Source organism: Ancylomarina sp. (assembly GCF_041555295.1).
In the GTDB taxonomy this organism is placed as follows: domain Bacteria; phylum Bacteroidota; class Bacteroidia; order Bacteroidales; family Marinifilaceae; genus Ancylomarina.
In genome coordinates, this window is record NZ_JBFFKR010000232.1 from 1 (window position 1) to 5,484 (window position 5,484).

6 protein-coding genes are annotated in these 5,484 nt (G+C 33.6%); all 6 read left to right on the forward strand.

From position 1 onward, the window contains the following. Positions 1 to 408: 408 nt before the first annotated feature. Positions 409 to 627 (forward strand): hypothetical protein, encoded by a 219-nt coding sequence (locus ABY905_RS13485; RefSeq protein WP_372644741.1) that lies wholly within the window; start codon positions 409 to 411, stop codon positions 625 to 627. A 242-nt stretch (positions 628 to 869) separates the two neighbouring features. Next, positions 870 to 2,513 (forward strand): MutS-related protein, encoded by a 1,644-nt coding sequence (locus ABY905_RS13490; RefSeq protein ID WP_372644743.1) that lies wholly within the window; start codon positions 870 to 872, stop codon positions 2,511 to 2,513. A 77-nt stretch (positions 2,514 to 2,590) separates the two neighbouring features. Continuing rightward, the gene (locus tag ABY905_RS13495) at positions 2,591 to 2,776 is read left to right on the forward strand and encodes a hypothetical protein (protein WP_372644745.1); all 186 of its coding nucleotides are present in this window, start codon (positions 2,591 to 2,593) and stop codon (positions 2,774 to 2,776) included. Positions 2,777 to 2,781: 5 nt separating this feature from the next. Then, on the forward strand, positions 2,782 to 3,288 hold the full coding sequence (locus ABY905_RS13500) for a hypothetical protein (protein WP_372644747.1): 507 nt from the start codon (positions 2,782 to 2,784) through the stop codon (positions 3,286 to 3,288). A 27-nt stretch (positions 3,289 to 3,315) separates the two neighbouring features. Then, a complete protein-coding gene (locus ABY905_RS13505) occupies positions 3,316 to 4,191 on the forward strand; it encodes a DUF4349 domain-containing protein (protein ID WP_372644749.1) in 876 nt (291 codons plus the stop codon). Between the two features lie 51 nt (positions 4,192 to 4,242). Then, on the forward strand, positions 4,243 to 5,484 hold a 1,242-nt coding region (locus ABY905_RS13510; RefSeq protein WP_372644751.1), incomplete at its 3' end, for a S41 family peptidase.

Consider the following 5,484-nt stretch of genomic DNA (forward strand, 5'->3'; position numbering starts at 1 on the left):
AGTATTGAGTCTGCAAGAGCAGCTATATACCCTTCAGAAGGAGACTGAGGAACGAAGACGAGGTGACTTTATATGCTCATCATAATTTATAATTATTCTAGCTTTTATTTAACATGATTTTAATTGAAATGATGATAATATGTTTAATTTTATTGACTTGTGAAGAAGAACGATTCGAATTGCAAAGAGTGGGAAGGAAAAGTGGACGTTGACTAGTATAAGTATTAGTCTATTTAGTGTGGTTCTAGTCTTAATAAGTTTATTAATAGTTAAATATATAAAATAGTCGTAGTGGGATAAATCGCATGGCAATTTACACACTTGTTACCACACATTTGGGAAATAGAGAATTTTAAAATTAGACTTCTAAATTCGATTACAAGTCAGCAAATAGTTAAAAATAAAATTATGAATGATAAACAAATTATTAAGTTGATTGGAATATTTTATGGTCTTTCAACATTATTGGTACTAATGGGAGCATTTTTCAGACTTCAACATTATCCTAATGGTCTTGCTATATTAGTAATTGGGTTTATGATTGGTACAGCGACAAGCTCATTTGATACTTTTCGATTAAAGAAAAAAATAAAGAAATTGGAAGAACAAATCAAACAAACGGATTAAAAAACGTGTGGTAACAAAAGGAACCATTGCAAACTCAATAAATTGAATCATTCACTACTCTTTTACAGCTTGCGAAAAAAAAAGAAACCCTGTAAATCAACTAGTTAGGTTTGTGTGAAAATAGAATATCATGTGGTTTTCTGCAATTTTGGAGTTGTGCAACAGACACAAAAGCTAAATTTCATAAGTAGTGGAGAGCAGCTTGAAAGTATAGTTAAAGAATAAACCCAGTAATTGTAAACATGATATTTAAGCGAAAGAAAAAAGAGATAGAAAGACTAAAAGCATCCTTTGGAAAAGAGAAGGATGATGCTTTTAAATTCAAATTGATTAGTAAGTACTTTAAGAATAAGGATAATTCAAATTCTTTTCATGTATTGTCTGATAAGACCTGCAACGATTTAGATTTTGAAGAATTATTCATGTTTGTCGATAGAACCTCATCTAAAGTCGGGCAGCAATATTTATATCAGACTTTGCGATGTATGCCATCAGATTCTAAGGCAACTGACTTAAACGAAAGTTTGATTAAAAATCTAAGTGAGGATGTTGACTTTAGGGTGAAAACTCAGATGCTTCTTGAAAAGCTTAAAAAGGAGGATGTGTATTATTTGCCTTCAATATTTCAGGAAGAACATTTGGAACCACCTAAATGGTTTTTCGCAATTCGCCTATTGTCTTTTACAAGTTTGCTAAGCATATTATTATTACCCTTTAGGCCAGAACTTTTTCTTCTTTTGATTCCTGTTTTTATTGTTAATCTTGGAATTCATTATTGGAACAAGAGAAATCTCTATCAGTACGTGGGTTCTATTCCTCAGCTATTAAGATTGAACAGTATTGCAGTTCAGTTACACAAAGAGGATCGCTTTAAAGAGATAAATCCTGATTTAAATGCTGCTATTCAGGTGATTGATCAGGTACGGAGTAGAATGTCTTTTTTCCAACTCGAAGAAAAAATTCAAGGCGACTTCGAAGTAGCATTTTGGGCCGTTCTTGAAATTCTAAAAACAACTTTCCTTCTTGAACCTTTACTCTTGTTCGGTGTTTTAAAAAGACTCAATACAAAACGTAAGGAGATCGAAGAGGTCTTCTCCTTTGTTGGGCAGATAGATGTATTAATATCTATAGCGTCTATACGTCATGGCTTAGATTCCTATTGTATCCCTGTCATCAATGATAATGAAGTTGAAATATCGAGCACAGATGTTTATCACCCTTTAATAGACGGCTGTGTGACCAACAGTATTGCAGTAAAAGATAAATCCGTTTTGTTGACGGGTTCAAATATGTCAGGTAAAACATCTTTTATCCGAACCATGGGTTTAAACCTGATAACGGGTTTGACTCTGAACACCTGCTTTGCGAAATCGATGAGCATGCCAAGGGCTCGAATCTATTCGGCTATACGCATTAGCGACGATTTAATGAATGACAAAAGCTATTACTTTGAGGAGGTCTTGACAATAAAGGAGATGATTGATCATAGCGAGAGTTTAACACCCAATCTATTTTTACTCGATGAGATTTTTAAAGGAACCAATACGGTTGAGCGAATTTCAGCTGGGAAAGCCGTTCTGTCATCGCTTTCCAAAAATAAGAATATTGTATTGGTCTCAACTCACGATATTGAGTTAACCGATATGCTAGGGGATGAATATGAACTGTACCATTTCAGCGAGATCGTTACTGATAGTCAGATCGACTTTGATTATAAATTAAAGGAGGGGAGATTGAAGAATCGAAATGCCATAAGAATCCTTCAGATTAATAATTATCCAGACGAGGTGATCAATGAAGCTATAGAATTATCAAATCAGCTAGATGAAATTGCAGAATCTAACAAAGTGCGTCAGTCATTACGCCTCGCTTCTGAAATTGTTTAAGAAGATCATGAACACTGGTTGTATGAGGAAATTAGATTTTAAATAATGAGATGTTGAACCCAATAAATTTAATAAACATGACAAAAGGAAAATCAATATTTATTTCATTTTTACTACTTCTAACATCATTCCTATTGTATTTCTCTATGGCTGATAGTCCAATAGAGTTAGATGATGAATTGGTCTCATTTGTTGCTGCCTTTGCTTTTGTAATAGGCCTCTTCAACCTCGTGAGAGAACTAATTAGAGTAAAGAAAAACTAAGGCATATGAATACTGAACTAAGCTGGGAGAAGGATACCTTCTCAAGAACCTTTACTCTATTTAATGAACAAAAGTTGTGTGGCTATCTCAAAAGTGATTCTCTATCACAATCTGCAAATGGAGAGATAAAAGGTGAAGTTTATTCCTTTAAAACAAGTGGGGTATTTAAAAAGAGTACCGTCGTTTATGATATGGAAACGTACAAGAGTTTGGCAGTTATTACATACGATGAATGGCGCTCAAAAGCTATCCTGTCTGTTGGCAATAGAGTCTTGTATTTTAAATTCGATAACCTTTTGCAAAACAAGTGGCAATTGTCAGAAGCTGGAGGCGTGTATATTGCATATACTGTTACTTCAAACAAGGGGTTAATTAATTCAACGACTGATGAAATCTTGCTTTTATTAAGTGGTTTATTGGTGGCCGATTATTTCAAAAAATCACAACGAGATGTGTTTGTTTTCATGATGATGATGGCTTGCTTAATCATTGTGTTCGCTATTCTGTTTTAGATACTTATAATGTGTAAAAAAGAAACTATGAAATCTATATTTAAATTATTAATCCTTTTTGCTCTATTCACATCCTGTGAATCAAAACAAATTAATTCTTTAGAAGCAGAGGAAGAAATAGCCTTAGAATCTGTAAGTTATGATGAGGAGGAAATTATTCCTATAACTAGGCAGAATGCTGTAAAACCACCGCCGCCACCGCCAATGTCACCTCTTGTGCAGAAGAAAGAAGTGTTTGAAAAGAAAATAATAAAAGATGGTCGCATTGGGATTAAGGTTAAAAATTTGGAGCAAGTGAAAATGCAGGTAGATTCCTTGGTGAAGAAGTATGATGGCTATTATGCCAATGAGAGTTTTAATAATTCGCATTATAGATCGGCTTACAATCTTAAGATCAGAATTCCAAGTGAACGTTTCGAAGCTTTTATAGCAGGAGTGGATAATGCGAAAGTGGAGTTGATGTTTAAAGATATTAATGCAAGAGATGTATCTGAAGAGTATTATGATCTGAAAACAAGGCTTAAGAATAAAAGGCTGTATTTGTCTCGCTATCAGGACTTATTAAAAAGGGCGAAGTCTATAAAAGATATTCTTGAAATAGAGGAGAAGATACGTTATTTGGTTGAGGAAATTGAAAGTGTTGAAGGTCAAATAAAATATTTAGATGATCAGGTTGGTTATAGTACTTTGAACTTAACGATTTCAATGGAAAAGGATTCCAGATTCGAACCCAATAAGAAGGATGAATTCTCTGAGCGTTTGAAAGAATCATTGGTTAATGGTTGGTTTGGAATTGTTGCGCTCTTTCTCTTTTTCGTGAGAATATGGCCAGTATGGATTGTCTGCTTTATTCTGATTGTTCTTTGGAGAAGATATAAAAGAAGAAAGAAAATAGTGAACTAAAAATAGAATGTCCTCTTATATACCCAGTTTTAAAACTATAGCTACATTTAAATGAAGAACTACATTACCATCCTACTTGTGCTTTTGTCAACTCTGCTTTATTCACAAAATAGTGAGATTGATTGGAAGGCTGATATCGAATTTTTAAAAAATGAATTACCTAAAAAACATAAAGATTTTTTTACTGTAAGAACTTATAACGATTTTGATGATGAGTTAAATGAGATTGTATCCAAACTAAATCGATTAGAAGATTTTGAAATCATTTTGTCCATACAGCAGGTGATCGCTAGTTTTGGAGATTCACATACTCATATTGAATTCTCTAAACTTTTTGACCAGGAAAAGAGCCTACCACTAAAGTTATATTGGTTTAAGAATGGCTTGCATATTCTAGCTACATCACAAAAGAATAAATTAATATTAGGGAAGAAAATAACAAGTATAAATGATTATCCTATTGCTCAAATCTGTGATAGTTTAGAAACGCTATTTACAGTTGACAATAGCGCAATGTCGAAGATGTTTGTTCCAAAGCTTTTGAATAATGGAGCCCTGTTGGAATTCTTTGGATTTGCAAAGAATGGTGTTTATGAACTTGGACTAGAGGATGATAATGCTTCGTTTTCTAAATCTACGGTTCAGATAGAGAGAATAACGAAGGAGAACCAGCAAGCATTGATACCTAATACCAAGCCTTATTGTTTGCAACATCAGCGAGACGTCTTTATCCAGAATTATATTGAAAAGGATAGTATCTATTACATTCAGTATAATAAATGTGCGAGTCGTGAGCTGATGATTAAATTTGGCCATCCCGAAAAGGCTAAGAAATACCCATCATTTACTGAATTTGAGAACAAAATATTTCACACCATAAAAGAGCAGCCTATTAAGCAATTTGTTTTCGATATGCGCTTTAATGGGGGAGGCAGTTCGGCTCAGGGAACTGAGTTTGTGAAAAAGATCTCTCAAATTAAAGAGATTAACTCAAAAGGTAAGCTTTATGTCGTGATAGGAAGAAAGACATTCTCTTCGGCTATCATAAACGCTATAGATTTTAAAAATCAGACAGAAGTGATTCTTGTGGGAGAAGAAACCAGTGGAAAGCCAAATCATTTTGGAGAAATTAGATCATTCGACCTACCGCATTCTAAACTAAATGTGACCTATTCTACAAAGTACTTTAAAGAAACGGATGAGGATATCAATACAATTGTTCCTGATATCTGTATTGAAACAAGTTTTGAAGACTATATGAATGGAGTAGATCCCGTTTATGAGTGGATAAAA

Excerpts from the sequence above, each read along its gene's own strand:
- ABY905_RS13500 (WP_372644747.1), top strand. The coding sequence starts at position 2,782 with ATGAATACTGAACTAAGCTGGGAGAAGGATACCTTCTCAAGAACCTTT.
- ABY905_RS13485 (WP_372644741.1), top strand. The coding sequence starts at position 409 with ATGAATGATAAACAAATTATTAAGTTGATTGGAATATTTTATGGTCTT.
- ABY905_RS13505 (WP_372644749.1), top strand. The coding sequence starts at position 3,316 with ATGAAATCTATATTTAAATTATTAATCCTTTTTGCTCTATTCACATCC.
- ABY905_RS13490 (WP_372644743.1), top strand. The coding sequence starts at position 870 with ATGATATTTAAGCGAAAGAAAAAAGAGATAGAAAGACTAAAAGCATCC.
- ABY905_RS13495 (WP_372644745.1), top strand. The coding sequence starts at position 2,591 with ATGACAAAAGGAAAATCAATATTTATTTCATTTTTACTACTTCTAACA.